The 26,480-nt window shown below is 55.2% G+C and carries 26 protein-coding genes and 1 riboswitch; of the genes, 25 read left to right on the forward strand and 1 reads right to left on the reverse strand.

Going from position 1 to position 26,480, the window contains the following annotated elements; all coding sequences use genetic code 11:
* Nucleotides 1-30 precede the first annotated feature (30 nt).
* The 16 genes from dapF (at nt 31) to spoVM (ending at nt 16,732) form a co-directional block, all read left to right on the forward strand.
* A complete protein-coding gene (gene dapF / locus FPZ45_RS11830) occupies nt 31-864 on the forward strand; it encodes a diaminopimelate epimerase (RefSeq protein ID WP_144701490.1) in 834 nt (277 codons plus the stop codon).
* Nucleotides 865-995: 131 nt separating this feature from the next.
* Nucleotides 996-2,876, forward strand: coding sequence for a bifunctional homocysteine S-methyltransferase/methylenetetrahydrofolate reductase (locus FPZ45_RS11835; RefSeq protein ID WP_144701493.1), 1,881 nt, complete (start codon nt 996-998; stop codon nt 2,874-2,876).
* Nucleotides 2,877-3,077: 201 nt separating this feature from the next.
* On the forward strand, nt 3,078-3,338 hold the full coding sequence (remA, locus tag FPZ45_RS11840) for an extracellular matrix/biofilm regulator RemA (RefSeq protein ID WP_027084220.1): 261 nt from the start codon (nt 3,078-3,080) through the stop codon (nt 3,336-3,338).
* Between the two features lie 13 nt (nt 3,339-3,351).
* Nucleotides 3,352-3,987, forward strand: coding sequence for a guanylate kinase (gene gmk, locus FPZ45_RS11845; protein WP_144701498.1), 636 nt, complete (start codon nt 3,352-3,354; stop codon nt 3,985-3,987).
* A gap of 6 nt (nt 3,988-3,993) precedes the next feature.
* Nucleotides 3,994-4,212 carry a DNA-directed RNA polymerase subunit omega gene (gene rpoZ, locus FPZ45_RS11850; RefSeq protein ID WP_144701501.1) on the forward strand — a complete coding sequence of 73 codons (219 nt, stop codon included), beginning with the start codon at nt 3,994-3,996 and terminating at the stop codon, nt 4,210-4,212.
* Nucleotides 4,213-4,321: 109 nt separating this feature from the next.
* Nucleotides 4,322-5,542, forward strand: a complete 1,221-nt coding sequence (gene coaBC / locus FPZ45_RS11855; protein ID WP_144701655.1) for a bifunctional phosphopantothenoylcysteine decarboxylase/phosphopantothenate--cysteine ligase CoaBC — start codon at nt 4,322-4,324, stop codon at nt 5,540-5,542.
* On the forward strand, nt 5,539-8,034 hold the full coding sequence (gene priA / locus FPZ45_RS11860; RefSeq protein WP_144701504.1) for a primosomal protein N': 2,496 nt from the start codon (nt 5,539-5,541) through the stop codon (nt 8,032-8,034). Before coaBC ends, priA begins: the two co-directional genes overlap by 4 nt.
* A gap of 30 nt (nt 8,035-8,064) precedes the next feature.
* On the forward strand, nt 8,065-8,556 hold the full coding sequence (def, locus tag FPZ45_RS11865) for a peptide deformylase (RefSeq protein WP_144701506.1): 492 nt from the start codon (nt 8,065-8,067) through the stop codon (nt 8,554-8,556).
* Nucleotide 8,557: 1 nt separating this feature from the next.
* The gene (fmt, locus tag FPZ45_RS11870) at nt 8,558-9,511 is read left to right on the forward strand and encodes a methionyl-tRNA formyltransferase (protein WP_144701509.1); all 954 of its coding nucleotides are present in this window, start codon (nt 8,558-8,560) and stop codon (nt 9,509-9,511) included.
* Between the two features lie 49 nt (nt 9,512-9,560).
* Nucleotides 9,561-10,961, forward strand: coding sequence for a 16S rRNA (cytosine(967)-C(5))-methyltransferase RsmB (rsmB, locus tag FPZ45_RS11875; protein WP_144701512.1), 1,401 nt, complete (start codon nt 9,561-9,563; stop codon nt 10,959-10,961).
* Between the two features lie 50 nt (nt 10,962-11,011).
* Nucleotides 11,012-12,058 carry a dual-specificity RNA methyltransferase RlmN gene (gene rlmN, locus FPZ45_RS11880; RefSeq protein ID WP_144701658.1) on the forward strand — a complete coding sequence of 349 codons (1,047 nt, stop codon included), beginning with the start codon at nt 11,012-11,014 and terminating at the stop codon, nt 12,056-12,058.
* 3 nt (nt 12,059-12,061) lie between these two features.
* Nucleotides 12,062-12,832: a Stp1/IreP family PP2C-type Ser/Thr phosphatase gene (locus tag FPZ45_RS11885; protein ID WP_144701515.1), complete on the forward strand. Its 771-nt coding sequence runs from the start codon at nt 12,062-12,064 to the stop codon at nt 12,830-12,832.
* Nucleotides 12,829-14,907, forward strand: a complete 2,079-nt coding sequence (gene pknB, locus FPZ45_RS11890; protein WP_144701518.1) for a Stk1 family PASTA domain-containing Ser/Thr kinase — start codon at nt 12,829-12,831, stop codon at nt 14,905-14,907. The genes FPZ45_RS11885 and pknB overlap by 4 nt, the downstream gene beginning before the upstream one ends.
* A 56-nt stretch (nt 14,908-14,963) precedes the next feature.
* Nucleotides 14,964-15,869, forward strand: coding sequence for a ribosome small subunit-dependent GTPase A (gene rsgA / locus FPZ45_RS11895; protein ID WP_144701522.1), 906 nt, complete (start codon nt 14,964-14,966; stop codon nt 15,867-15,869).
* Between the two features lies 1 nt (nt 15,870).
* A complete protein-coding gene (rpe, locus tag FPZ45_RS11900) occupies nt 15,871-16,515 on the forward strand; it encodes a ribulose-phosphate 3-epimerase (protein ID WP_144701525.1) in 645 nt (214 codons plus the stop codon).
* A gap of 136 nt (nt 16,516-16,651) precedes the next feature.
* A complete protein-coding gene (gene spoVM / locus FPZ45_RS11905; RefSeq protein ID WP_010345573.1) occupies nt 16,652-16,732 on the forward strand; it encodes a stage V sporulation protein SpoVM in 81 nt (26 codons plus the stop codon).
* A gap of 75 nt (nt 16,733-16,807) precedes the next feature.
* On the opposite strand, the gene rpmB is transcribed toward spoVM, so the two are convergent.
* Nucleotides 16,808-16,996 carry a 50S ribosomal protein L28 gene (rpmB, locus tag FPZ45_RS11910; protein WP_144701528.1) on the reverse strand — a complete coding sequence of 63 codons (189 nt, stop codon included), beginning with the start codon at nt 16,994-16,996 and terminating at the stop codon, nt 16,808-16,810.
* A gap of 203 nt (nt 16,997-17,199) precedes the next feature.
* On the opposite strand from rpmB, the gene FPZ45_RS11915 reads away from it, so the two are divergent.
* The 9 genes from FPZ45_RS11915 (at nt 17,200) to FPZ45_RS11955 (ending at nt 25,960) form a co-directional block, all read left to right on the forward strand.
* Nucleotides 17,200-17,559: an Asp23/Gls24 family envelope stress response protein gene (locus FPZ45_RS11915; protein ID WP_144701531.1), complete on the forward strand. Its 360-nt coding sequence runs from the start codon at nt 17,200-17,202 to the stop codon at nt 17,557-17,559.
* 24 nt (nt 17,560-17,583) lie between these two features.
* The gene (locus tag FPZ45_RS11920; RefSeq protein WP_144701534.1) at nt 17,584-19,401 is read left to right on the forward strand and encodes a DAK2 domain-containing protein; all 1,818 of its coding nucleotides are present in this window, start codon (nt 17,584-17,586) and stop codon (nt 19,399-19,401) included.
* A gap of 30 nt (nt 19,402-19,431) precedes the next feature.
* The gene (locus FPZ45_RS11925; protein ID WP_144701537.1) at nt 19,432-20,289 is read left to right on the forward strand and encodes a DegV family protein; all 858 of its coding nucleotides are present in this window, start codon (nt 19,432-19,434) and stop codon (nt 20,287-20,289) included.
* Between the two features lie 31 nt (nt 20,290-20,320).
* Nucleotides 20,321-22,372, forward strand: a complete 2,052-nt coding sequence (gene recG, locus FPZ45_RS11930) for an ATP-dependent DNA helicase RecG (protein ID WP_144701540.1) — start codon at nt 20,321-20,323, stop codon at nt 22,370-22,372.
* 68 nt (nt 22,373-22,440) lie between these two features.
* Nucleotides 22,441-22,734, forward strand: coding sequence for a stage VI sporulation protein F (locus FPZ45_RS11935; protein WP_281284902.1), 294 nt, complete (start codon nt 22,441-22,443; stop codon nt 22,732-22,734).
* A 98-nt stretch (nt 22,735-22,832) separates the two neighbouring features.
* A riboswitch (TPP riboswitch) is annotated at nt 22,833-22,947 on the forward strand.
* 115 nt (nt 22,948-23,062) lie between these two features.
* Nucleotides 23,063-24,067 (forward strand): ABC transporter substrate-binding protein, encoded by a 1,005-nt coding sequence (locus FPZ45_RS11940; RefSeq protein WP_144701542.1) that lies wholly within the window; start codon nt 23,063-23,065, stop codon nt 24,065-24,067.
* Between the two features lie 22 nt (nt 24,068-24,089).
* Nucleotides 24,090-24,392, forward strand: coding sequence for a thiamine-binding protein (locus FPZ45_RS11945; protein WP_144701545.1), 303 nt, complete (start codon nt 24,090-24,092; stop codon nt 24,390-24,392).
* 3 nt (nt 24,393-24,395) lie between these two features.
* The gene (locus FPZ45_RS11950; RefSeq protein ID WP_144701548.1) at nt 24,396-25,166 is read left to right on the forward strand and encodes an ABC transporter permease; all 771 of its coding nucleotides are present in this window, start codon (nt 24,396-24,398) and stop codon (nt 25,164-25,166) included.
* Entirely contained in the window at nt 25,163-25,960 is a 798-nt protein-coding gene (locus FPZ45_RS11955; protein ID WP_144701551.1) for an ABC transporter ATP-binding protein, read from the forward strand. The genes FPZ45_RS11950 and FPZ45_RS11955 overlap by 4 nt, the downstream gene beginning before the upstream one ends.
* Nucleotides 25,961-26,480: the final 520 nt, after the last annotated feature.

The following is a 26,480-nucleotide window of genomic DNA, read 5'->3' on the forward strand; positions in this document are numbered from 1 at the left end:
GCGCGGGTTATTCGGGGGAGGCTGGAGCATATGGAATTCACGAAAATGCACGGATTGGGCAACGACTTTATTATCGTTGCGGGCGAGCAGACTTTGCCGGACAATGCGTCAGAGATGGCTGTCAAATTATGCAACCGGTTCTTCGGCATCGGAGCCGACGGACTCGTCTATATTCTTCCATCGGATAATGCGGATTTTCGAATGAGTATTATCAATTCCGACGGGTCCGAGGCGGAGCAATGCGGCAACGCGATACGCTGCGTCGCTAAATACGCGTATGACAACGGCCTGACGGATCGCGAGACGATGACGATCGAAACGTTAGGCGCGGGAGTTCAATCTATACGGTTGACGATCGAAGACGGAAAAGCAGCGCTTGCGACCGTCGATATGGGGGCGCCGATCTTAAACGGTCTCGACGTGCCGACGACGATCGCCGAAAATCCGGTTCGCGGGCATATCGTCGAGGTGGACGGGCGCAAGTTCGAGTTTACCGCGGTTTCCATGGGTAATCCGCACTGCATCATCTACGTCGACGACGCGATCGGCTTCGACTTGGCGACATGGGGGCCGAAGCTGGAGAAGCATCCGTTGTTCCCGCGTAAGATCAACGTCGAATTCGCGACCGTGCGGTCGCGCGACCGGGTCGATATGCGGGTATGGGAACGCGGGGCGGGTCCGACGCTCGCCTGCGGAACGGGCGCATGCGCGACGCTCGTATCCTCCGTGCTGAACGGATTGACCGGGCGGCAAGCGACGATCTCGCTCGCCGGGGGCGATCTGTTCGTCGAATGGAACGAGGAGAACGATCGAATCTATATGACGGGACCGGCCGCTTTCGTGTATTCCGGAGCTTTGGTCTAGGGTGCTCGATAACGATTCGAAATGAAATTCCGTTCAACCCGATCGAAATTGGTCGGGTTTTTCCATTTTCCCAGGAAGAAAATTATGCTACATTAAGAATACTTTATCTGTAGATGGGATGGGGAAGCTTCATGAAACCGGATTTGCGCGCGGCGCTTAGCAATAGGCCTCTGGTCGGCGACGGCGCGATGGCCACCTATTTATATCAACTCGGATTGCCCGTCGGGGTATCCTTCGAGGAATTCAACTTGCTGAAGCCCGACGTCATTGCGGAGGTGCATCGTCAGTATGCCGCCGCAGGCGCGGAGATTATCGAGACCAATACGTACTCGGCTCAGCATAATAAGTTGTCCAGGTACGGATTGGAGAAAAAGACGGAAGTGATCAACGCGGCGGGCGTGGCGATCGCACGCAATGCCGTCGGACCCGAAGCGTACGTGGTTGGCTCAATCGGAGCCGTTCGCGGCGGCGCGGGGAAAAACATCCGCACGGCGACGGTCAAGCGCGATTTCGAGGAGCAGATCGGCGTCTTGTTGGCGTCGGGTGTGGACGGCTTGATTCTAGAGACTTTCTTCGACTTGGAAGAGTTGTCTTTGGCATTATCTATTATTCGCAAAAAAAGCGACATCGCCGTCATCTGCCAGTTTGCCGTCGAGGATCCGTCGAGAACGCGCGACGGCATTCCGTTGCCGGAAGCTTTCCGCAGGCTGAAAGCCGAAGGGGCCGACGTCATCGGGCTGAACTGCCGCAGCGGTCCCGCAGGCATTCTGCGCGCCCTCGAAACGATACCTAAGGATATCGGCTTGCCGCTTAGCGTATTCCCGAACGCCGGAATTCCCGATTACGTGGACGGACATGTCGTCTATTCGGCGACACCGGAATATTTCGGAGCTTCCGCGCTCCGTTTCGCGAACGCCGGCGCGCGTCTGATCGGGGGTTGCTGCGGGACGACGCCGGAGCATATCGCCGAGATTTCGAAAGCGCTGCGGGACTACATGCCGCCGGCGCAAGAGGAAGCAACGAAGGAGAGCGCGCATCCGGCAGTGGAAGTAGCGGTTGAACCGACCGCGGCTGAAGCTTTCGACGACGGAACTCCGGTCATTACAGAACCGAGCATCGTTGATCTTGTTCGCGAACGCCATACCGTGATCGTAGAACTCGACCCTCCGCGCGATTTGGACATTCGGAAATTCATGGCGGGTGCTCAAGCGCTTAAAGACGCCAAAGCGGACGCGCTGACGATGGCGGACAACTCGCTCGCCGTCACGAGGATGAGCAACTTGGCGCTTGCCGCGCTGCTTAAGGAAAGAGTGGGTATCCGACCGCTTGCCCATATCGCTTGCCGGGATCGGAACCTGATCGGAACGCAGTCCCATATGATGGGGTTCGATGCGCTCGGAATCGACCACGTGCTCGCGGTGACCGGAGATCCGGCCAAGTTCGGCGATTTGCCGGGATCGAGCTCGGTGTATGATCTGACTTCGTTCGAGATCATCCGCATGATCAAGCAATTGAACGAAGGCATCGCTTTCTCGGGCAAACCGTTGAAACAGAAAGCGAAATTCGTCATCGGCGCGGCTTTTAACCCGAATGTCAAACATTTGGACAAAGCGATACAACGGCTCGAACGCAAAATCGCGGCGGGCGCGGATTATATTATGACGCAGCCGGTGTACGATCCGGTGCTGATCGAGCGCATCGCGGACATGACCAAGCATTTATCCATCCCGATTTTCCTCGGCATTTTCCCGCTAGCCAGCGGGCGCAACGCCGAGTACCTGCACAACGAAGTGCCGGGCATTCAGCTTTCCGACTCGGTTCTCGGGCGCATGAGCGGTCTAGAAGGAGGGGCTGGTCGCGCGGAGGGCGTGCGGATCGCGGAGGAGTTGCTTGACGTGGCGATGGAGCATTTTAACGGCATTTATTTGATGACTCCGTTTTTGGCTTACGATATGACCGTTTCCTTAACCGAATACGTGAGATCGAAGAGCAAAACGACTTCCGGAGTTTGACAATTGGGAACGGATCTGCTATATCCCCTTGTCCCACTAAGGGATTTGAAGTACAATAGAGCAATATATCGATAGATGTACAAAAATGGGCATTTTCGGGCCGACAGTATGCGGAGAACCGCTTTCGGCAACAATGGAAGCGTAGTTCGGATACCGTTCATATGCTGTTTGGTAGGAATGACCGGGGGGAAAGTGCATACCATGGCGATCAAGCTGATCAATATCGGATTTGGCAACATCGTTTCCGCGAATCGGATTATATCCATTGTCAGTCCGGAATCGGCTCCGATTAAAAGGATTATCCAAGAGGCGCGCGACCGGCATATGCTGATCGACGCGACTTACGGCCGCCGAACGCGCGCGGTCATCATAACGGACAGCGATCACGTGATCCTATCGGCCGTCCAGCCGGAAACGGTTGCGCACCGGTTGTCTACCAAAGACGACGAACACGATGAATGAATTGGGGAACACCATGAGCAGAGGCATTTTATTCGTATTATCCGGTCCTTCCGGCGTAGGCAAAGGCACGGTATGCTCCGCGTTGCGCGGAAATAGTCCCGAGTTGGTATATTCCGTCTCGGCGACGACGCGATCGCCGCGTGATGGCGAGCAGGAAGGCGTCAACTATTTTTTCAAGTCACGCGAGCAATTTCTCCATATGATTGAGACGGACGCGCTCCTCGAGCACGCAGAGTATGTCGGTAATTTTTACGGCACGCCGCGTGATTTCGTGGAGAAGACGCTGTCCGAAGGCAAAGATATCATTCTGGAGATCGAAGTGCAGGGAGCTATCAAAGTGAGAGAGAAGTTCGCCGAAGGCGTCTTTATTTTCCTCATGCCTCCTTCCCTGAATGAATTGAAGCAGCGGATTGTGGGCAGAGGAACGGAGACCCAGGCAACGATCGACCACCGGCTTTCGGTCGCGGCGGAAGAGATGAATCTTCTGCATCATTACGACTACGCTGTCGTGAACGACGAGATCGAACATGCCTGCAGCCGAATTTCCGCCATCATCACGGCAGAGCACTGCAAGCGGGAAAGATTTCTCGGCGAGCTGTTCCAGCAGTTCGAAACGGCAAGTGTCGCTGATAACGTTCTGAAGAGGTGAACATTAATGTTATATCCATCCATTGACGAGTTGGTAAAGAAAGTGGACAGCAAATACACTTTGGTTGTAGCTGCTTCCAAGCGGGCACGGGGATTGCGCGAAGGCGTGATGTGCAATCTCGGAGCGCCTAAGTCCCATAAGCAAGTAGGGATCGCGTTAGAGGAAATCTACCAGGACGCGATTAAGGTCGAACATCTGAAACCGAACCTCGAGGGCGCGGAATAGATTTGCAGAACCGGATATGATTTTCGGAGAGAAAGACAACCCAAGCGGTTGTTTTTTTTCTACGAACGGACTATTTTCCAAGCATTCGGGAGGGGAAGCCATGAGCGGGATTTTAACGGGGAAAACGATACTGCTCGGAGTGACAGGGGGGATCGCGGCCTATAAAGCGGCGACGTTGTGCAGCAGGCTGGTCGGCCTCGGCGCGACGGTCAGAGTCATGATGACGGAAGGAGCGACGAAGTTCATTACGCCTCTGACGCTGCAGACGCTTACGCGACATCCTGTTGCGACGGACGTCTTCGACGAGCGCGACGCATCGATCGTCCAGCATATCGACTGGGCCGATTCCGCCGACCTGGCGGTTGTCGCTCCTGCAACGGCGAACATGATAGCAAAGCTTGCGAACGGCTTAGCAGACGATATGCTGAGCACGACACTCCTTGCGACGACGGCTCCACTCTTGATCGCTCCAGCCATGAACGTCCATATGTGGGAGCATCCAGCGGTCGTCGACAACGTGAACAGGCTAGCATCGCGCGGCGCGACGTTCGTGGAACCGGGGACGGGGCAACTGGCATGCGGTTATGTCGGCAAAGGTCGACTGGCGGAGCCAGACGAGATCGTGGATGCCGTCGTGGCGATGCTTACCGCGCCAAAACCGCTAGCGGGTCAACGCGTGCTCGTGACGGCGGGGGGGACGGTCGAGAGAATCGATCCCGTCCGTTATATCACTAACGATTCGTCGGGAAAAATGGGCTTCGCGATTGCGGAAGCCGCCAGGGATCGCGGCGCAGAGGTTACGCTCGTCTGCGGAAGGACGGAGACGACTGCGCCTAACGGTATTCGTGTCGTGAAGGCGGAATCCGCCGCGGAAATGCACGAGGCCGTTATGGAACGGCTTGCTGCGACGGATATCGTCTTCAAGGCGGCCGCCGTAGCCGATTACCGGCCATTGCATCGGGCAACCCAGAAAATGAAAAAGACGACGGACCAGTTATCGCTGGAGCTTGTCCGGAATCCGGATATTTTACAGGCGATCGGGGAATGGAAAGAGACGAACGGGGGCAAGCCGTTCGTCGTCGGCTTCGCTGCGGAAACAACAGACGTGGAGAAGCATGCCCTGGACAAGCTGAACCGTAAAAAATGCGACCTAATCGTCGCGAACAACGTTGCGGAAGCAGGCGCGGGATTCGGCTCGGAGACGAACATCGTCAGCGTGTATGGACAGGGCGGACTTGTCGAGCACGTTCCTCAGATGACGAAGAGAGCGGTCGCCGAACGATTGCTCGATATCGTCCAGGCCGACGTGAAAGGAACAGTCAAGCGATGACGGTAGCTAGAGTAATCGTGGACGTACCGAGTCGGGACACCGACCGGCCGTTCGACTATCTCATCCCTGATCGGCTGGCCGGCTGGGTAGAGGTCGGCAGCCGAGTCGCTGTCCCGTTTGGTCCCCGCACGCTCCAGGGGATCGTGACCGGCATCGCGGAAGACGCGGATGTCGCATACGCGAAGCTGAAACCGCTGGAGGACGTGCTCGACGCGCTTCCCCCGTTATCGCCGGAGCTTGTCGAACTGGCGGAGTGGATCAGCCGAAGATGGCTGTGCCCGCTAACGGTCGCTCTTCAAGCGATGCTGCCCGCTGCGCTGAAGGGGCGTTCCGAGAAATACGTGTTCCCTGCGTTTGGCGCCGAGTGGCTGGAGGAAGAGATTGTCCGAAGCGGCGGTCTGTTGGACGCTCTTCGCAAGGGTAAGCCGCTTAAGCTTGCCGCTCTGCTAAAGCAGTATCCCAATCAAGGGCTTTCGATCAAGCGATGGCTGAGGGAAGGAAAGCTCGAAGAACGGCAGCGGGTAGAAAACCAAGTGTCCGTCAAAACGGTATTAACGGTATTCCCGCAGCCGACGGGGGAATTGCTGCAAGCGCTCGAAAAGGTGCCGGCCAGGGCGAGTAAACAGCGCGAAACGCTTCGTTACTTGGCCGAGCACAACGAAGCGATCCCGGCAGTGAAGCTGGCGGAAGCCGTCGGGACGACTACGACCGCGATCCGGACGCTCGAAGAGCGCGGGTGGGTCGAGATTCGCCCGGTAACGGAGGATCGCGATCCGTACGCGGATCGCGATTTTCCGTCTACGACGCCGATGAAGCTGACGCCGGGACAAGCCGAGGCGTTAACGCCGATCCAATCGGCTATGGCGAACGGGGAAAGCCGGACATTCCTGCTTCATGGCGTTACGGGGAGCGGCAAAACGGAAATTTATTTGCAGGCGATCCAACGGTGCTTAGAATCCGGGCGCGAGGCGATCGTGCTCGTGCCGGAGATCGCGCTTACGCCGCAGATGGTCGAACGGTTCAAAAGCCGATTCGGGGCTAGCGTAGCGGTGCTGCACAGCCGGCTGTCCCATGGGGAGCGTTACGACGAGTGGCGCAAAATTCGCGAAGGACGCGCCCGGGTGGCTGTCGGCGCCCGTTCGGCTATTTTTGCGCCTTTTACGAAAATCGGACTTATCGTGATCGATGAAGAGCACGAAACATCATATAAGCAAGAGGAAAGCCCGAAATACCACGCGCGCGACGTTGCCGTCGAGCGCGCTCGGCTTCACGGGGCGGTCGTCGTATTGGGCTCCGCGACTCCGGCTCTGGAAACGTACGATTCCGCCGTATACGGAGGGCGCGATCAGGGCGGGGAAGCGGCAACTTATATCGTAATGCCGGACAGGGTAGCGAACCGTCCGCTTCCGCGAGTCCATATCGTCGATATGCGCGAAGAGCTGAAGCTCGGCAATCGCGCCATGTTCAGCCGGATGCTGGCGGACGCGATTCGGGATCGGCTGGCCAAGCGCGAGCAAATGGTGCTGCTGCTTAATCGAAGAGGTTATGCAACGTTCGTCATGTGCCGGTCATGCGGACATACGGCGGCTTGTCCGCATTGCGAGATTTCTTTGACCTATCATCGCGGTTCGCAAAATCTGCGCTGCCATTATTGCGGGTATTCGGAGGCAGAGCCTAAGACGTGCCCTAGCTGCGAAAGCCCGCATATCCGCTTCTTCGGAACGGGGACGCAGAAAGTAGAAGAAGCGCTGGCCGCGACGTTCCCGGGCATCCGCGTGATCCGGATGGACGTTGACACGACGACGGAGAAAGGCTCTCACGAGCGGTGGCTCACGGAATTCCGCGAGCGCCGCGCCGACGTTCTGCTCGGCACCCAGATGGTCGCCAAAGGATTGGACTTTCCGTACGTCACGCTAGTCGGCGTGCTGGCGGCGGATGCGGCGCTTAGATTGCCGGATTTTCGGGCTTCGGAGCGCACATTCCAGCTGTTGACGCAGGTGGCGGGCCGGGCCGGGCGTCACGAGCTCCCGGGCGAAGTCGTGATCCAGACTTACGACCCCGAGCACGAGTCGATTACCTCAGTGCAAGGCCACGATTACATCGGTTTCGCGGAGCGGGCGCTCGTCTTGCGTAAGCAGCTCGGTTATCCGCCTTACGGCCGACTCATCTGCGTGACGTTCTCGCACGAATCGGTGCCGATGCTGCTGTCGGTCGGGGCGCAATTCGCTTCCGGCTTAAAAGGAAGGGCCGCTTCTCTTGGAATACGCCATGACTTTGACGCGGCCGGGTCGTCGGCGATGGAGGTGCTCGGACCGGTATCTTCCCCGATCGCCCGATTGAAAGATCGCTACCGGTTTCAATGTATGGTAAAATATCGGGGAGACATGGATGCGAGCGCGCTCGTAGCGGAAACGCTCGCGGATATGGGAGAAGCGGTCAAGCGCAGCGGCGTGCAGGTCAGCGTCGACGTGGATCCGCAAATGATGCTTTAAACCTTTGTAACGAAAAGGAAGGATGCCGTTATGACCATTCGATTAATCGTGAAACACCCGGATCCCGTGCTCCGCGAAAGAGCGCAGGAAGTGACGAAGTTCAATGCCAACCTGCACAAATTGCTGGACGACATGGCGGATACGATGTACGACGCCGACGGAGTCGGCTTGGCTGCGCCTCAGGTCGGCGTATTGAAGCGCGTCATTGTCGTCGACGTGGGGGATGAACACGAGCTCATCGAGATGGTGAATCCCGAGATCGTTGTCTCGGAAGGCGAGCAGCTCGGACCCGAAGGCTGCCTCAGCATTCCGGGACTTCAGGGAGACGTTCGCAGGGCGAACCGAATCTTGATCCGGGGACAGGACCGCAACGGCAAGCCGATTCAATATGAGAGCACGGAGTTCCTGTCCAGAGCGTTCCAGCACGAGGTCGATCATTTGAACGGCGTACTGTTCATCGATTCGGCGGAATCCGTATACGAAGCTCGCAAACCAGAGGAACTGGAGCAGGATGGAGATTAGCATGAAATTATTGTTTATGGGAACGCCGCAATTCGCCGTGCCTTCCCTCGCCGCCTTGTTGGAGCGGGGGTACGAGGTCGCGGCGGTCGTAACGCAGCCGGATCGGCCCAAAGGCCGAAAAAGGGAACTCACGCCATCCCCCGTCAAAGCGTTCGCTCTTGAGCGGGGATTGCAAGTATTGCAGCCAGAAAAGCTGCGTTCGCCTGAAGGCGTCGCCGCAGTGACGGAGATCGCGCCGGACTTGATCGTAACAGCCGCCTATGGGCAAATCCTGCCGAAATCGGTATTGGAGCTGCCGCGTCTGGGGTGTATCAATGTACACGGATCGCTGTTGCCCCGCTATCGCGGCGGAGCGCCGATCCAGAGATCGATCATCAACGGCGAGAAAGAAACAGGCGTTACGTTGATGTATATGGCCGAGGGCCTAGACACCGGGGACATGATCTCCAAAGTGGCCTTGCCGATTACGGACGAGGACACAGCGGGCACCATGTTCGATAAATTAAGTCTCGCGGGAGCGGATTTGCTGATCGAGTGGCTGCCCCGGCTTATCGAAGGTTCCGCGGGACGCACTCCTCAATCGGAGGAAGAGGCGTCTTACGCGCCGAATTTGACGCGTGAGGACGAGAAACTCGATTGGAGCCGGGAATCGCGTGAGATCTTCAATCGCGTGAGGGGTTTGAATCCAATGGCCGGCGGTTTTACTTACCTGGACGGAGAAGTGTTCAAAGTGTGGGGTTGCCGGATACCGCAAAGCTCGGACGCGGTTCTTCATCCGGAGTGGACACCGCTTGTTCCAGGCTCCGTTCTGGAGGCGGGCAACTTCGGCATCCGCGTCCGAACGGGCGACGGCAGTATCGTGTTGACGGAAGTGCAGCCGGCCGGCAAAAAGGCGCTTCAAGCGACGGAGTTCGCCAAGGGCGCAAGGCTCGTTGCAGGTAAGGTGCTCGGGTGAACCCGGGCACTTTTGCGTGTCTGGGAGAAATTAATGGATAAGGATGCGAATGATGAACAAAACGAACCGATTGCCCGGCGGCAAGCCGCAGGGCCCGCGCGAAGTCGCGATGAGCGTGCTGCACAATGTCGAGACGCGTGGAGCCTACAGCGGGCTGGAACTGAACCAGGCGCTGCAGGCGGCAGAACTGTCCCGGCCGGACGCGGCGCTGGCGACCGAATTGGTATACGGGACGATTCAACGGCTCAATACGATCGATTTCTCGCTGGGGAAACGGGTGAAGGGTTGGCCGAACAAGATCGATGCTTGGGTACGCAGCTTGCTAAGGCTAAGTTACTATCAGCTTCGCTGGCTTGAACGCATCCCCGCGCACGCCGCTGTGGATGAGGCGGTGCGGATCGCCAAGAAGAGAGGCCATGCGGGCATCGGCGGGTTGGTCAACGGCGTTCTGCGCGGCTTGCTGCGCGACGGATTGGACACCGAGCTGCCGGCGAATCTGCCTGCGATCGAACGAATTTCTTTGCTTCACAGTCATCCGGAATGGTTGGTCGAACGTTGGGTTGCCGAATTTGGCGAGTCGAAGGCTGAGGAGATTTGCGCGGCCAACAACGAACCGCCGCATGCTTCCGCAAGGGTAAACGAGATGAAGGGAACGCGGGAAGAGTTGCTCTCCAGGATGAAGGATGCGGGCATCGAAGCCGCTTCTTCACCGCTTGCGCGCGAGGGCGTGATCGCCGTTAAAGCTGGGAATCTCGGCCACTCCGTTTGGTATGAAGCCGGCGAGATGACGATCCAGGACGAAAGTTCGATGCTCGTCGCGGCTGTCGCCGATCCCCGGCCGGGCATGCGCGTGCTGGACTGCTGCGCGGCGCCTGGGGGCAAAACGACACATATGGCTGAGAGGATGCGGGGAGAAGGCGAGGTTATTGCCAATGACGTCCATCCGCATAAAGAGGCGCTAATCAAGCAGCAAGCGGAACGTTTGGGATTAAAGAACGTGCGGACGAAAACCGGGGACGCAATGAATCTGTCTGAAACCATCGAGCCGTTATCATGCGATGTCGTTCTGCTCGACGCGCCCTGCTCGGGGCTAGGCGTCATTCGCCGTAAGCCGGAGATCAAGTGGAATAAAACGGCGGACGACATTCGGAGTTTATCCAAGCTGCAGGGAAGGCTGCTTGAGCAAGCGGCATCCCTCGTCAAGCACGGGGGCATACTCGTGTATAGCACGTGCACGATCGCACCGGAAGAGAACGAGAATACAGTCCGAGCGTTTCTGGCGGATCGTCCCGATTTCGTGCTCGATACGGACTGGCCGGAAGATGTGCTATCGCCGCTGCGAGGTGCGGGAATCATACAAGAGCCCTTCACAGGTATGATCCAGCTACTGCCGAACATGTTCGGCAGCGACGGATTCTTCATTGCCCGGATGCGGAAGCAATCAACATAAATTTATGGTAAAATGAACGAATGGTGGTGACAATGTTGGAGAACGAAACGATAAAACCTTTTATTTACGACTTATCCCTGGAACAAATCCAGGATTGGATCAAAGAGCAAGGCGAGGCGGCTTTCCGGGCCGGTCAAATCTTCGATTGGCTGTACGTAAAAAGAGTAAGCTCCTTCGAAGAGATGACCAACTTGCCTAAATCCGTGCGCGAGAAATTGAACGATGGCTTCCGCTTCGTCACGTTGACGGAGATTGCCAAGTTCGAATCGAAGGACGGCACGGTGAAGTTCCTGTTCGGTTTGCATGACAACCATGCGATCGAGACGGTTATCATGAGGCACAACTACGGAAACAGCGTCTGCGTAACGACGCAGGTCGGCTGCCGGATCGGATGCACGTTTTGCGCTTCGACCCTAGGCGGGCTGAAACGGAATCTGACTCCGGGGGAGATCGTGGCGCAGGTTGTGCAAGCGCAGAAAATACTCGATCCCGAGAACGAGCGCGTATCCAGCATCGTGATCATGGGATCGGGAGAACCTTTCGAGAACTACGATGCGACGATGGGCTTCCTTCGTACGATGATCCATCCGAAAGGGCTGAACATCGGCGCTAGACATATCACAGTATCGACGAGCGGCATTGTTCCGAGCATGATCAAGTTCGCGGACGAGAACACGCAGATCAATCTTGCGATTTCGATCCACGCGCCGAACGATACGCTGCGCTCGAAGTTGATGCCGGTAAACAGACGGTTTCCTTTCGTGGACGTCATCAACGCGTGCAAATACTACATCGAGAAAACGGGCCGGCGCATTACGTTCGAATACGCGCTGATCGGCGGCGTCAACGATCGTCCGGAGCATGCGGAAGAGCTTGGAGAAGTGCTGAAGGACATGTTGTGCCACGTCAATCTGATTCCCGTGAACTATGTGCCCGAGCGCAATTACGTGAGAACGCCAAGGGACGATATTTTCGAATTCCAGCGGGTGCTTCAGAAGAAGAACGTGAACGTAACGATTCGCCGGGAGCAAGGCCACGATATTGCGGCTGCTTGCGGGCAATTGCGGGCGAAGCATATGGAGACGACGACGGGGTGATATGTGTTGAGAACGGTATTGCAAAGTCATGTCGGCAAAGTCAGGCAAGTTAATGAAGATCAGGCTTGGAGCGGCAGGTTGGCCGGAGGATTGACGGCGGCGATCGTCGCCGACGGTATGGGAGGTCATCGCGCCGGAGACGTGGCAAGCTCCTTGGCCGTAGACAGTCTGGTGCAATCGTTGCAATCGTGGGGCGACGCGGCTTCCGTTAAGGAAGGCGCGCCGGCGCTGAAGGAAATGATTCGCAAAGCCAATAAAGTCGTCTTCGAGACGGCTTCCCTTAACGAGCAGTACCATAATATGGGGACAACCGTCGTCATCGTTCTGATGGACGGGAACGCCGGATTGGTCGGCCATATCGGCGACAGCAGGGCTTACCGACTGCGCGAAGGCCGGCTGGAGCAATTGACTGAGGATCATACGCTTGTCAACGAGCTAACCAAGTCGGGACAGATTAGCCCCGAGGAAGCTGCAGTTCATCCGCGAAGGAACGTTCTGACGAGAGCGCTGGGAACGGATCGGGAAGTCGAAGCCGACATTCAACTGATCGAATGGCGCGACGGAGACGTTCTTCTACTATGCAGTGACGGGCTTAGCGGATTGGTCGAGCCCGCCGATGTACAGGCTACGCTCGAAGCTTCCGGTTTTGTTCTCGAGCAGCAGGCGCAAAGGCTTATCGATCTGGCGCTTACAGCGGGCGGAGACGACAACATTACCGTCGTTCTGGTCGCGGACGATAGCAGATCTTACGCCGCGGGAGGGGAATCGGCATGATCGGACATACGCTAAGCGGACGTTACGAATTGCTGGCCCGGGTCGGTGGCGGAGGCATGGCTCTCGTCTATAAAGCTCGCGATCTATTGCTTAATCGTTACGTAGCCGTAAAGGTATTACGCCAGCAATTTACTCACGACGAAGAGTTCGTCAAGCGATTCCGCCGGGAAGCGCAAGCGGCCGCGTCACTATCGCATCCGAACATCGTCAGCATCTACGACGTCGGACAAGTCGACGATACCCATTACATCGTCATGGAATATATCGACGGCGCCAATCTTAACGAAATCATTCGCGAACGGGCTCCATTTCAAGCGGACGAAGCGGTCAAGATCACCGCGCAAATCTGCGACGCGTTGGAACATGCCCACCAGAACCAAATTATTCATCGCGACATTAAGCCTCATAATATATTGATCGGCAACAACGGAAGGGTGAAAGTGACGGACTTCGGCATCGCCCGCGCCGTCACTTCGTCCACGATTACTCAGACGGGTTCGGTGATCGGCTCCGTTCATTATTTCTCCCCCGAACACGCCAAAGGAGTGGCTACGGGAGAGAAGTCCGATCTGTACTCGCTCGGCATCGTGCTCTATCAGATGCTGACCGGAAGATTGCCGTTCCTCGGCGAGAGTCCGATCAGCGTGGCGCTAAAGCATCTGCAGGAGCCGTTCGAACAGCCGCGCAAGGTGAACCCTCACATTCCGCAAAGCGTGGAGAACGTCATTCTGCGGGCGATGCGCAAAAATCCGCACGAGCGTTACCAATCCGCAAGGGAAATGATGCGGGATCTGGAAACTTGCTTGCAGCCGCAGCGTTTGAACGAGCCCGCATTGTCCTATCTCAGCGACGAGGAAGACGAGGCGGACAAGACGAAGGTCGTACCGGCTCTCCGGCCGGATATGCGCAACACGATCGAAGCGCCGGCTGTGAAAGTGTCGACCTCAGAAGAACGCTGGAACGGCGAAGAATCCGAAGGGCGCAAGCGCAAATGGGTGCTGCCGACGGTTCTTGGAACGATGGCTATCGTCCTGATCGGCGTGCTCATCTGGGCGGTGTCGATGCTGAAGCACGAGACGGGAACCAAGGATATTATGGTGCCGAACGTGATCGGCGAACAAGAGCAACAAGCGAAAGATAAATTGATTGAAGCCGGATTCACGATTATGGACCCGATCCTATATGTAGTGCCGGAAGATTCTAAAGACGTCGGCTTAGTCATCGACCAGTCGAAGAAGGACATGGAGGCCAAAGAAGGTTCGCCGATCCAATTGACCGTAGGCAAGAAGAAGGATCTGCCTGAGATGCCCGATCTGACCGGCATGAAGCTTGATGAGGCGAAGGAAGCACTGAGCGCGCTAGGCGTCAAAGAAGGCAATATACGCACGAAGGAAGTCTATGATGCAAGCGAACCGGGGACTGTTATCAAGCAGACGCCAAACCCTGTAGATCCGTTCGATCCCACCGAATCTGTCGTCAATCTGACGATCAGCCAAGGCGAGGAGAAGCACGCGATGCCGAAGCTGATCGACAGGATGGAGGACGACGCCAGGCTGTTGATCGAAAAAAGCAATCTGAAGCTGGAAGAGATCATTCGCGAACCTAGCTATACGATGCCTAAGGGCAAGGTGTTCAGGCAGTTTCCGTTGGATGAGAACGAGCTGGTCGCGCCGCAAACGGGAGTGAAGATCTGGGTCAGCAGCGGTTATCCGGACGATGCCAAGAAGCAGCCGCTGACCGTTACGGTGTCTCCGGCGGTCGACGGGCAAGTAAGCAAAATCCAGATTACGTATTCCGATGCGACCGGAGACAACATTCAACTGGATCCGATCAAAATCAGCAGAACGACGTCCATTCCGGTAACGCTTATTCTATCGCCGGACAAAGACGGCGTAATTACCATCATTCGCGACGGCCAATTCCTGAAGTCCGAGACGATCCCGTATTTCTATCATCCGGCGTCGGCGACGCCGAACGTCAATACGGATAACGAGACACCTCCCGCTACCAACGAAATCCCCGTAGATCAAGGACTTACGGATTCGTCAGGCGAAGGGAGCCCCGATCCGCAATAAAGCTTAAAGCCATGATCGCAAAGCCGATTCGGGATAGGAAAAGGAGATGTTTCTGAGTGCCCGAGGGCATCATCGTTAAAGCATTAAGCGGTTATTACTACGTCCAGGATTTCGATGGCGGAGCTCCGGTTCAATGCCGGGGCCGAGGCATCTTCAAGAAGCGGGGCGAATCGCCGCTCGTCGGCGATCGCGTCGTGTACAGCTGCACGGAGAACGGGGAAGGCGCGGTAGAAGAAATTCTGCCGCGATCTTCCGAATTGATCCGCCCTCCGATCGCGAACGCCGGTTTGGCGGTACTCGTCTTTTCCGTCGTGCGTCCGGAGCTTAATATCGCATTGTTGGACAAGTTTCTTGTCCATATCGAGCATGCCGGCTTGGATGTCATAATCGTCCTTACGAAACTGGACCGCATTCCGGAAGGGGAAGAAGGAGAGGGCATCCGCAGCGCCGTGAAGGAAGCTAACGAGCTCTATTCCTCTATCGGTTACCGGGTGCTTCTAACGAGCGCTCATAAAGGCGAAGGCCTGGAGGAGCTCAGGGCGTCCCTGGCAGGCCATATCAACGTGCTCGCGGGGCAATCTGGCGTCGGCAAGTCTTCCTTGGTGAACGCACTCGTGCCCGGCCTTAAGCTCGAGACGAACGAGATCAGCACAAAGCTAGGCCGAGGCAAGCATACGACCCGGCATGTGGAGCTTGTCTCGGTTCCGGGCGGAGGATACATGGCCGATACGCCGGGGTTCAGCCAATTGGACTTCGCGGAGCTCGGAATCGACGAGATCGGGTCGTGCTTTCGCGAATTCGCGGAATGGTCATCATCGTGCAAGTTCCGCGGGTGTACGCATACCCACGAGCCGCAGTGCGCGGTGTTAAAGGCGAAGGAACAAGGGTTAATCGCCCAAAGCCGTTACGACAACTACGTTGGTTTTATGGCAGAATGGAAAGAGATAAAGCGGAGGTACTAACATGACAATTATTGCGCCCTCGATTCTGGCTTCTGACTTTTCTGTGCTGGGGGACGAAATTCGCAGCATAGAAGCCGCAGGAGCGGATTGGGTTCATATCGATATTATGGATGGTCACTTCGTCCCGAACCTGACGTTCGGTCCTCCGATCGTAGACATGATCCGTCCGGTGACGAAAATGTTGTTCGACGTTCATCTAATGGTCGAGAATCCGCAATCTTTGTTTCCGGCTTTGGCCGCGGCAGGCGCTGACCGGGTGACGGTCCATCCCGAAGCTTGCGTCCATCTGCACCGGACGCTGACGGAAGCTCGCGAGCTAGGCATGAAAGCTGGAGTAGCCTTAAATCCGCATACGCCGTTATCCGTGCTTGAATACATGTTGGATGAAATCGACCTCATTCTCATTATGACGATCAATCCGGGATTCGGCGGCCAGAGCTTCTTGCCGGCCATGTTGCCGAAGCTTCGCGATTTGCGCGACATGCTGAAGCGACACGGAAGGGAAGATATATTCGTGCAAGTGGACGGCGGGATCAACGCCACGACTGCCGGTCTCGTCAAGGAAGCGGGCGCGAACTCTCTGGTGGCGGGCACTTATATTTTCGGAAGCGAGGACCGCGCTGCGGCGATAGCGTCTTTGCGATAAAAGTAATTGCATTAGTTAATTGTCCTTGGGCGTTTGCCTGGTATAGGACAAAACAGCCTTCGCATACATTGAATCAGTAGCGGGTTTCGGTAGAGGAAGCCGGCAAGGTTTCAGCCTGCGGAGGAGGGATGGGACGATGAAATTTTACACCATCAAGCTGCCGAAATTTCTGGGCGGCTTCGTCAAAGCGATTCTCAACACTTTTCAAAAAAATTGATTTGACGCCTTGTAGGCAACAACAAACAAAAAAAGACCGTCAGGATCGCCTGACGGTTTTTCTTCATGAAAAGTCTTACACGCGCGTTACTGCTCCGGATTTCAGAGCTTTGGTGCTGACATAAACGCGTTTCGGTTTGCCGTTCACCAGGATGCGCACTTTTTGCACGTTAACCCCCCAAGTACGGCGGGATGTGTTGTTCGCGTGAGATTTGTGATTGCCGGTTCCCGGCGTCTTCCCTGTGATATAACATTTACGAGCCATTAAAAATACACCTCCCTGCCACGTCCATACAAATACTTCACTATATTATCACACCGGCATGCCCGGATGCAACGGGAAAAGCGCATATACGCGGCTTTTGCGGATTAATCGCGAGATTTGTCCGGATAACGGCTTCATTCTCCCGTTTTTTTATAGTACAATGAAGTATGGTCCATAATAAAGGCATAAAGGAGTGAATTTCCATGCCTCTGCAGCTCGTCTCGGAGAACGGAAAGATTGATGTCGCGGATCAAGTCATCGCTGTGATTGCCGGTTCGGCGGCATTGGACTGTTATGGACTGGTCGGCATGGCATCTCGTAAAGGTTTGAAGGATGGGATCGCCGAACTGCTCGGACGCGAAAACTTGTCCAGGGGAGTGGAAGTTCGCCATGAGGGAGAACTGGTCCATCTCGATCTTTACGTCATCGTAAGCTACGGAACCAAAATTTCCGAGGTAGCCCATAATATCCAATCGAAGGTCAAATACGTACTGGAAGAAGTCGTTGGATTAGAGGTTGACCAAGTGAACGTGAACGTTCAGGGAGTTCGGGTGTTGAAGTAGCTTATAAGGAAGGGGATTTCTTCATTGAGCAAGCGCTTCTTGAACGGAAGTGAATGGGCGTCCATGATATTGCTCGGAGCGGAGCGATTGTCCCGCAACGAGGAACGAGTCAACGCCTTGAACGTGTTTCCCGTGCCGGACGGCGATACGGGGACGAACATGAACTTAACAATGTCGGCCGGGGTGGCCGAATTAAAGAATAAGCCGTCGGAAGACGCCGGCAGAGCGGCGGAAGTGCTCTCCAAAGGTCTTCTGATGGGCGCCAGAGGGAACTCCGGGGTTATTCTCTCCCAGTTGTTCCGCGGTTTCGCGCGCGCGATTTCCGGGCAACGTGAGCTTACGGCGACTCTGTTCGCGAACGCTCTCCAACAGGGAGTTGATACCGCTTACAAAGCGGTGGTTAAACCCGTCGAAGGCACGATACTTACCGTCGCTCGGGAAGCGGCCCGCCATGGGCTCACCGTGGCGCGGCGCACGTCCGATCTGACGGAACTGATGCGCGAAGTGCATGACAAGGCGCTCGAAACGCTTGCGCGCACGCAAGAGATGCTTCCTGTGTTGAAACAGGTCGGCGTCGTCGATTCTGGCGGGCAAGGGCTTGTATATATTTATGAAGGATTCGTCGATTACTTAAGCGACGGAAGCGTCGCGGATTCCTCCGATCGCCGGCCCGAACCTAGAACGGCGACCGTCGTTCCGGCTGCGGCTCCATCCGCAGTACGCGCTCCGGCGGCAAACAGCTCTTTCGCACAAGCGAAAATCACGACGGAAAGCATCGCTTTTCCGTACGATATGGAATTTTTCATTCATCGCGTATCATCGGCAGCGCCGTTCCCCGAGAAGACTTTCCGGCAATCGCTCGAACGAGACGGGGATTCGATCATTATTATCGAGGACGATGGGATCGTGAAGGTTCACGTGCATTCCCGCCATCCTGGCGATGTCCTGAACCTGGCACTGACTTACGGAGAAATTACGCAAATTCATATTTTGAACATGCAAGAACAACATCGCGAGCTGCTGGCCCAGAAGTCGGATTCTTCAGCCGGCAATCGCTCGGAATCGCAGACGAATGTGCCGGTTGAACGCGGACTCGTAGATTATGCGTTGCCAGGTGTCGTCGATCTTCCGGCGGTGACGGCTTCTCCGGAAAGCGAACCGAATCCGGACGTGTACGAGATGGCCGCCTACGGAGTCGTTACAGTCAGCGTCGGCGAGGGCAATGCGGAGTTGTTCAGAAGTCTCGGCGTGGATATCGTGCTGTCCGGTGGGCAAAGCATGAACCCGAGTACGGAAGATTTGCTTGTCGCCATTAAATCTTTATCCGCTCATCATATTATTGTGCTTCCGAACAATCCGAACATCGTCATGGCGGCCAAACAAGCCGCCGAGCTCTCGGAGCGTCCGGTGACGGTGCTTTCGACCCGCACGCTTCCTCAAGGAATGGCAGCTATGCTGGCTTTCCAAGAGAACGACGAAGTGAACGCGAATATCGAACGGATGACGAAATCCTACGAAAGAGTCGTGACCGGGTCCGTTACCGTGGCGGTCAGAGATACCGAGATGGACGGTATACAGATCAAGCAAGGCGAATATATCGGTATTAAGGACAAGACGATCGTCGTCTCGGCGCCGGATGCCGCGGAAACCTGCAAATCTCTTCTCGTGGGCCTGCTCGAGAATGGCAACGAGATCGTAACGGTGTTAACCGGCGAAGGCGCCGATCCGGAACAAACCGAAGAGATCGAACGGTGGCTCGCGGAGAAATTCCCGGAAGCGGAAGTCGAAGTGCATGAAGGCGGCCAACCGTTGTACCCGTACTTATTCGCCGTTGAACCGTAGTGACCAAAATAGGTGATGGAGGGACAGGCTATGGCTTCTGTAGTAATTGTCACGGACAGCACGGCGGACATCCCGCTTAAGATAAGGCAGCAGCTTAACATTTCGATGGTTCCACTTAAAGTCAACTTCGGAGAAGAAAGCTTTTTGGACAACATCGAGCTGCAGCCGGTGGAATTTTACGAGAAGCTTGTCTCGTTCGGCAGGCCGGCGACGACATCGCAACCGTCCCCTGCGGATTTCTTCGAGGTATTCAAGAAATTGACGGACGAGGGCCATTCCGTGATTTCCGTTCAGTTATCGAGTTCGCTTAGCGGAACCTACCAATCGGCTACGATTGCCCAATCGATGCTGGACGAAGGCGCGGACGTAACGGTCATCGATTCCCGGTCGGCGTCGTACGGGTACGGCAAGATCGTCGTCGAGGCAGCCATGATGGCGCAGGCGGGCGCATCCAAAGACGAGATTATTGCCAAAGTTCATAAAATGCGGTCGGAGATACGGCTCTATTTTCTCGTGGATACGCTTGAATACTTGCAGAAAGGCGGCCGAATCGGCAAAGCATCCGCCGTTTTGGGCTCCCTGCTGAACATCAAGCCGATTTTGTCTGTCGATAACGAAGGATTCGTTTTCTCTTTCGATAAAGTACGCGGACAGAAGCGGGCAATGGCGAGAATCGCCGAAGTGCTCGAGGCCGACGTCAAGGACGAACCAGTCAGCCTGACGATCGGCGTTACGCCGGGGTACACGGATGGGGCAGCTGAAATGGCCGAATTATTGAAGAGCCGATTAAACGTTCGGGATTATCAGGAAACGGAGATCGGACCGGTCATCGGTACGCATGTGGGACAGGGAACGCTCGGATTGTTCATTTTCCCTTTGGGTAAATAGGGATTTATCGTCATACGAAGAGGTTGGTCTTATGTCTAATCATTTGTTCCAGGTTCCTCTGACGAAACTTCAAGGCGTGGGCTCGCGGAAAGCGGAGGAGCTTCACGCCTTGGGCATTTCATCGGTCGGAGACCTGATCGAATATTATCCGTTCAGATACGAGGATTATCGGATTCGCGAGATGCACGAAGTGAAGGATGGGGAACGCATTACCATACAAGGGATGGTCGCTTCGATGCCTTATATGCAAAGGTACGGCGGCAAAACCCGGTTGATCTGCCGGGTGACGGTGGATCAAATGCTTGTAACCGCCGTATGGTTTAATCGTGCATTCCTCAAGGAGCAATTAACGATCGGTCGGGAAATCACGCTGACGGGGAAGTGGGAACAGCGCCGTAGGCATCTAACGGTAGCTGATTCGGAATTTCCCGATCGAGGCGCGGCAAAGTCGGGAACGCTTCAGCCGGTATATTCCGTAGGCGGCAGCATAACGCAAGCTGCGATACGTAAGCTGATCGACAAGGCGTTGGATCAATTCGGAGCGTATATTCCGGAGATTCTGCCCGAACAATTGATCACGCGTCATTCGCTTATTCCTCGCAGAGAGGCCATCTCCCGGATCCATCGTCCGGAGAATACAAAATCCGGGCAAGAAGCTAGGCGGCGGATGGTGTACGAGGAGTTATTTTTGTTCCAACTGAAACTTCAAGGTTATCGGGCGACTCATCTCAAGAAATCGGACGGGCTGGTCCAACCCGTGAATAACGACGAAATTCGCGGATTCGTAGGCCATTTGCCGTTCGCTTTGACAGACTCTCAGAAACAGGTCATCAATGAAATTCTTCATGACATGAAGCAACCTTATGCCATGAATCGATTGCTTCAAGGAGACGTCGGCGCAGGGAAGACGGTGGTCGCAGCGGTCGCGTTATACGCGACGATCAGAGCGGGGCATCAAGGGGCGCTTATGGTGCCGACGGAAATACTGGCGGAGCAGCATGTTCGCTCGCTAGGAAAAATGTTCGAGCCGTACGGAATCCAAGTCGCACTCCTGACCGGCAGCCTTACAGACCGTAAACGTCGGGATTTGATCGCTTCGTTGCAGATGGGGCTGATCGATATCGTAGTCGGAACGCACGCGCTGATCCAGGAGGACGTCTTCTTTAGAAGCCTGGGACTTGTCGTTACGGACGAGCAGCACAGGTTCGGCGTGCAGCAGAGAAGCATTTTGCGGCGCAAAGGGATGAATCCCGACGTGCTCACGATGACGGCGACGCCGATTCCCCGGACGCTGGCGATTACGGTGTTCGGTGATATGGACGTGTCGACGCTTCGGGAACGGCCGAAAGGCCGCAAACCAATCAAAACGTATACGGTCAAGCACGAGCTTATGGATCGGGTGCTCGGATTTATTCGCAAGGAAGCCCAGCAAGGACGTCAGACATTCTTTATTTGTCCGCTGATCGAGGAATCCGAGAAGCTGGACGTTCAGAACACGATCGACCTCCATATGCAGCTGACGCAGGCATTGCCTGAACTGAACATCGGTCTGCTGCACGGCCGAATGAACGCAGCGGAGAAGGAAGAGACGATGGGGGTGTTCGCGGAAGGGAAAACGAATGTCCTCGTGTCCACGACGGTCATCGAAGTGGGCGTGGACGTTCCGAACGCGACGCTCATGATCGTGATGGATGCCGATCGTTTCGGATTATCCCAACTGCACCAGCTTCGAGGCCGGGTCGGCAGGGGGGAGCATCAATCGTACTGCATTCTGATCGCGGATCCGAAATCGGAGAACGGGCAAGAAAGAATGAGGGCAATGACCGATACCGACGACGGCTTCGAAATTTCCCGAAGAGATCTCGAGATCAGAGGACCGGGAGAATTTTTCGGAACAAAGCAGAGCGGTATGCCGGAATTCCGGCTCGCGAATCTGCTGAACGACTTCGAGGTGCTCGAACAAGCAAGGGACGATGCGGCCGAGTTGACGTCGACTGAATCGTTCTGGTCCTCTCAAGCTTATGAACCGTTAAGGGATTTTCTGGCACGCGAGGCGAAACTCAGGGACGAGCCGCTGGATTGACGTTGTCATTTCGCGTCATCCGGTGCATATGATGTACCGTATCAATTGCTGGAAGGAGCGTGACCCTTTTGGGCCCGAGTTGGCAAAAGTACGGTATTAAACCGGAGTTCGTGAATCGAGTTAAGCTGAAAATGAAAGATCCCGTCGTGAAAGAGCGGATTAAAGGCCACTTGGAGGGCGTTACGAAATACGATCTGCAAGATCGCGCTAAAGTACGCAAATGGGTGAGAACGTTCGCTATGATCTTGAACGAGCCGTTAACCGATTTGCTCGAAAACCAATTGGTGAATTTCATCATCGACCAGAAGATCGATCCCAACAATATGTTGCATTTGGTCAAACTGTATACGATGTTTAGGTGACGGATATAGAGAGATTGAACTCGTTTGCGAAGTAATAGGATAGACAAACCGCCGTCTTCTGCTATAATAGGTAGGAGCGTTGCGGGTTTCAAGAATCGAATAAGCCCCGGGGGAGCTGGACGAAGGCCGGCTGAGAGTGCATCCCATCGAAGATGCAGACCCTTATAACCTGATCTGGTTAGTACCAGCGTAGGAAGGTGGGAACACGACGATATTCGTCGTGTCAATTGTCCATATCTATTGACGGACACCCTCCGGAATCGGGGGGTGTTTTTTGATGTCTATGAAGGTCCTTCGACAAGCGAAAAAAAGCGAGGAGAAGAGAAACATGAAAGCAAAGAGCAAGGTGTGGAAAGGATTAGGTTTGTTGGCGCTGGCAAGCGTGCTGCTGATTGCGGGATGCGGAGAAAAGAAGGAGGCAGCTTCCAAAGAGCTGCAAGAAGTTACTCTGGTGCTCGAATGGACGCCCAACACTAACCATACCGGTTTGTACGTCGCCAGGGACATGGGGCTGTGGGAAAAACACGGGTTGAAGGTGAACATCATTTTGCCGCCCGAAGCAGGAGCAAGCGCGCTCGTGGCAGGCGGAAAAGCCGAATTCGGCGTCGGAGCGCAAGAGGGCATGATACTGGCAAGGGAGCAGGGGCTGCCGCTCGTCTCGATCGCGCCAATCATTCAGCACAATACGTCCGGCTTTGCATCTATCATTGACAAAAACATTAAGGAGCCCAAAGATTTCGAGGGCAAATCGTACGGGGGATGGAACTCGCCTGCCGAGAAAGCGGTCATCACATCGATCATGAACGTGCAGAAAGCGGATGTCGGCAAGGTCAACTTCGTGGATGCGGGTTCGGCGGACTTCTTCACGGCGATGAAGAAGGGAATCGACTTCGAATGGATTTTCTACGGGTGGACCGGAATCGAGGCCGAGTTACGCAATGAGCCGGTAAACATGGTTTATCTGACCGATTACAGCAAGCAGTTGGATTACTATACGCCGCTTCTTTTGACGAATGAGAAAATCATCAAAGAGAAGCCCGATCTCGTTCGCGCGTTCCTGGCCGGAGCAGCGGAAGGCTATCAATATGCCATCGATAATCCGGATGCCGCCGCGGACGTTCTGATCAAAGCTGTGCCGGAAATTAACGCGGACCTCGTAAAGGCCAGTCAGAAATGGCTAAGCCCGAAATACAAGGACGATGCTCCGCGCTGGGGAGAACAGAAGCGGGAAGTATGGTCGGGTTACGGCGATTGGTTAAAAGAAAACGGCTTGATGGAAAAAGATCTGAATTATGACGACATGTTCACGACGGAATTCCTGCCTCAATCTTAATAATCAATAAGGGGAGTTTAAGATGGCTCAAGCATTGCTCAGCATTCAAATTTTACCGAAGGTCAAACCGGGCGAAGAGTCGATTCCGTACGTGGACCGGGCGATTGAGATTATTAAAGCTTCCGGCGTTCCATACCGTGTCGGGCCGCTGGAAACCACGATGGAAGGAGAGCTCGACGAGCTTCTGGATATCGTCAAGCGAATGAACGCCGCCATGTTCGAGAAGGGCAGCCCCTCCGTCATTTCGCAAATCAAACTGGTCGTCGACGGAGAGCGGAATGCGTCGATGGCCAGACTGCTGCAAAAATATCCCGAGGGGCAATAACGAATGAAGAAAGTCGTACTGCCCGTTATCACGATGCTCGTATTGATAGGGGTATGGCAAGCGGTCTGCGACTTGTTCGGCATTCAGACGTATACGCTGCCTTCTCCATGGGACATCGCCGTCACGATGTACCGCGATTCGGCCATCCTATTGGACCATGCGAGAGCGACGTTCGGCTTGGCGCTGGAGGGACTCGGCTTGGGACTGGTTTTCGGAATCGTCGTCGCCGTAGTTTTGCATATCGTGCCATTCCTGCGGGAAGCGTTCGCGCCGTTGCTTGTTCTGTCCCAGAACATTCCGTTGATCGCTCTCGGTCCATTACTTATGATCTGGTTCGGTTTTGGATTGACGCCGAAGTTGATCTTGCTCGTACTCGTTTGTTTTTTTCCCGTTGCATTATCCGTTCTCGTCGGGCTTGGACAAGCCGAACCGCATCTGCGGGAGTATTTGGGGATGATCGGGGCTTCCCGTTGGGAAAAATTGAAACGGCTGGAGTTCCCGGCATCGCTATCCTATCTGTTCTCGGGACTTCGCATCGCGGCCACGTATGTCGTGTCTTCCGCGATAGTGGCGGAGTGGTTAGGGGCGAGCAAAGGCATCGGTTTCTATCTGAAGTTGAAATTTAACGGATTCGATCAGTCGGCCGTCTTCGGTTCGGTCGTGTGCATCGTCGGATTAAGCTTCCTGTTCTATTATTCGGTAGTCGTTGCTGAGCGGCTGATCATCCGGTGGAAGCCGAAGCCGCGCGACGATTGGAAGGGGGCTTCCGCATGAGCGCGCCGAACGGAAAAGGGAGCACGTTGGAATTGACCGGAATATTCAAAGCCTATCGGCGGGGAAAAGAACGATTTCCGGTACTGAACGACGTCTCTTTGAAAGTGCAGGCGGGGGAATTCGTATCTTTGATCGGACCTTCGGGTAGCGGAAAATCGACTTTGTTCCGACTGATCGGCGGCGTGGAACTGCCGGATCAAGGTAAAATCAGAATCGACGGAAGCGAAGTAACGGGACAGAGCGGGTTGATCAGCTATATGCCGCAGCAAGCGGCTTTGTTTCCGTGGCTGACCGTGGCGGACAATATATCTTTCGCTCTTATTGCCGCGGGGACCGAGAAGAAAGCCGCAAAGGAACAGGCGGTTCAATGGCTGGAACGCATCGGGATGAAGAGCGTATCGAAGGAATATCCCCATGTTCTTTCCGGGGGAATGCAGCAGCGGGTAAGCTTCCTCCGGGCGCTGCTCATGAAGCGGAACGTCATGTGCCTGGACGAACCTTTCGCGGCGCTTGACGCCTTGACGAGGTCCGATATGCAGCGTTGGCTTCTTGAATTATGGGAGGCGGACATGCGGTCGGTGCTGTTCGTGACGCACAGCATTGAAGAAGCGCTCGTATTGTCGGACCGAATCTACGTGCTCTCTTCCGCTCCGGCAACGGTGCTGCGCGAGCTTGTCGTTCCGTTCGAACGGCCGCGTCGGTCAAACGTGTGGACCGATCCGGCTTTTGTGGAGATGAAGCAAGAAATTCTGGATCTGCTCGAAGCTGGGAAGGCCGAGCGCACGCGTATGTGAGGCGTATGGGATGAGGTAAGATTTGATGGGAAACCCGCAAGCCACTTGGTTGGCTGCGGGTTTTTCTCGATCCCTGGGTGATTAACGATGAAAAACATCGTACTTCCGTCTCGTGTGGCGTGTGTCGGGGGCAAGTACGATGAAATACATCGTTATTTGCGCGGTGGTGTCACTTTTGTTTGTTCCCGGGGGTGATTAACGATGAAAAACATCGTACTTCCGTTTCGTGTGGCGTGTGTAGGGAGCAAGTACGATGAATAACATCGTTATTTGCGCGGTGGTATCACTTTTGTTTGTTCCCGGGGGTGATTAACGATGAAAAACATCGTACTTCCGTTTCGTGTGGCGTGTGTAGGGAGCAAGTAGGATGAATTTGCGCAGTGGTGTCACTTTTGTTGGTCAAGTCCATTTTTATGTGTATATTCTCTTTAGATGAGGTTAGCCGGATGCAGTTAAACACGGCTACCTTTTTCTTTTTTCCATACTAGGTATGTCCGCATGTCAATAAATCGTTTTTCTT

The organism is Cohnella terricola (assembly GCF_007786475.1).
In the GTDB taxonomy this organism is placed as follows: Bacteria; Bacillota; Bacilli; order Paenibacillales; family Paenibacillaceae; genus Cohnella; species Cohnella terricola.

Coding starts and splice junctions, on each gene's coding strand:
- FPZ45_RS11835 (WP_144701493.1), top strand. CDS start 996: ATGAAACCGGATTTGCGCGCGGCGCTTAGCAATAGGCCTCTGGTCGGC.
- FPZ45_RS11955 (WP_144701551.1), top strand. CDS start 25,163: ATGAGCGCGCCGAACGGAAAAGGGAGCACGTTGGAATTGACCGGAATA.
- spoVM (WP_010345573.1), top strand. CDS start 16,652: ATGAAATTTTACACCATCAAGCTGCCGAAATTTCTGGGCGGCTTCGTC.
- FPZ45_RS11950 (WP_144701548.1), top strand. CDS start 24,396: ATGAAGAAAGTCGTACTGCCCGTTATCACGATGCTCGTATTGATAGGG.
- remA (WP_027084220.1), top strand. CDS start 3,078: ATGGCGATCAAGCTGATCAATATCGGATTTGGCAACATCGTTTCCGCG.
- FPZ45_RS11925 (WP_144701537.1), top strand. CDS start 19,432: ATGGCTTCTGTAGTAATTGTCACGGACAGCACGGCGGACATCCCGCTT.
- gmk (WP_144701498.1), top strand. CDS start 3,352: ATGAGCAGAGGCATTTTATTCGTATTATCCGGTCCTTCCGGCGTAGGC.
- fmt (WP_144701509.1), top strand. CDS start 8,558: ATGAAATTATTGTTTATGGGAACGCCGCAATTCGCCGTGCCTTCCCTC.
- rpe (WP_144701525.1), top strand. CDS start 15,871: ATGACAATTATTGCGCCCTCGATTCTGGCTTCTGACTTTTCTGTGCTG.
- priA (WP_144701504.1), top strand. CDS start 5,539: ATGACGGTAGCTAGAGTAATCGTGGACGTACCGAGTCGGGACACCGAC.
- pknB (WP_144701518.1), top strand. CDS start 12,829: ATGATCGGACATACGCTAAGCGGACGTTACGAATTGCTGGCCCGGGTC.
- def (WP_144701506.1), top strand. CDS start 8,065: ATGACCATTCGATTAATCGTGAAACACCCGGATCCCGTGCTCCGCGAA.
- FPZ45_RS11945 (WP_144701545.1), top strand. CDS start 24,090: ATGGCTCAAGCATTGCTCAGCATTCAAATTTTACCGAAGGTCAAACCG.
- rpmB (WP_144701528.1), bottom strand. CDS start 16,996: ATGGCTCGTAAATGTTATATCACAGGGAAGACGCCGGGAACCGGCAAT.
- FPZ45_RS11915 (WP_144701531.1), top strand. CDS start 17,200: ATGCCTCTGCAGCTCGTCTCGGAGAACGGAAAGATTGATGTCGCGGAT.
- FPZ45_RS11940 (WP_144701542.1), top strand. CDS start 23,063: ATGAAAGCAAAGAGCAAGGTGTGGAAAGGATTAGGTTTGTTGGCGCTG.
- rpoZ (WP_144701501.1), top strand. CDS start 3,994: ATGTTATATCCATCCATTGACGAGTTGGTAAAGAAAGTGGACAGCAAA.
- recG (WP_144701540.1), top strand. CDS start 20,321: ATGTCTAATCATTTGTTCCAGGTTCCTCTGACGAAACTTCAAGGCGTG.
- rsmB (WP_144701512.1), top strand. CDS start 9,561: ATGATGAACAAAACGAACCGATTGCCCGGCGGCAAGCCGCAGGGCCCG.
- dapF (WP_144701490.1), top strand. CDS start 31: ATGGAATTCACGAAAATGCACGGATTGGGCAACGACTTTATTATCGTT.